Origin of the sequence: Prevotella sp. HMSC073D09 (assembly GCF_001814145.1) — a bacterium.
GTDB classification, from domain to species: Bacteria; Bacteroidota; Bacteroidia; order Bacteroidales; family Bacteroidaceae; genus Prevotella; species Prevotella conceptionensis.
The window spans coordinates 78719-79369 of the sequence record NZ_KV815075.1; the positions used below are offsets into that span (position 1 = coordinate 78719).

The window sequence follows — 651 nt, forward strand, 5'->3', positions numbered from 1 at the left end:
GCACCAAAACGCACTACATCTTGCTGCAAATAGCACTAAAATGGGCGCAAATGACGGTTTCTTTAAATAAAAATTCATTTTGCCGCATTCACATACTACCCCCTTTTTGCATCAAAACAAACCTTCGCGAGAATCGATTTTTTGCGCAAGATAGGCGATTAGTGGACGGAAAGGGCACTCATAATGTTAAATCCCTTACTGAAAACTAGACAAAAACAATTATGCCGCATATACGCGCGTGAGCAACAGCACGGAAAACACGTACGCTTACGCCCACCAGGGCGAGCAGTTGCAGGGCATGCTGCTCATGACCAACGGAAAACAGTTTCGAGGAAACGCAGAAACCATCTTGACTTTCCTTTCGTATCTTCCTGAAAAGAATTAGCATGAATGCGATATAGTGTCATGCCTTCCAACTGGATAGTATTGCATCAAACCTATCAAGTACGATTCAGTATGAATACATCCACGCATTGGTTCTTTCAATACAAATCGGCAATTAGAGCCTGTGCAGATTTAATTTAATTGTTGGGCATATTCTCTGTCCTATTCTTGAAGGCGTGGCGGGCTACGTCAAAGGAATAAGACTGGCAAAGTGCCGACAAGCAAACGAAGGCTAAATAGGGTAATTCAGTTAATTCCCTCTTAGGA

General features: G+C 42.7%; 2 protein-coding genes. Both read left to right on the plus strand.

Features of this window, described 5'->3' with window-relative positions; translation table 11 throughout:
- Positions 1-209: hypothetical protein (locus tag HMPREF2955_RS16495; protein ID WP_210401278.1), on the plus strand; the 209-nt coding region annotated here is incomplete at its 5' end.
- A gap of 29 nt (positions 210-238) precedes the next feature.
- Complete coding sequence (locus tag HMPREF2955_RS16175; protein WP_019189011.1) at positions 239-385, plus strand: hypothetical protein; 147 nt, start codon at positions 239-241, stop codon at positions 383-385.
- Positions 386-651 lie beyond the last annotated feature (266 nt).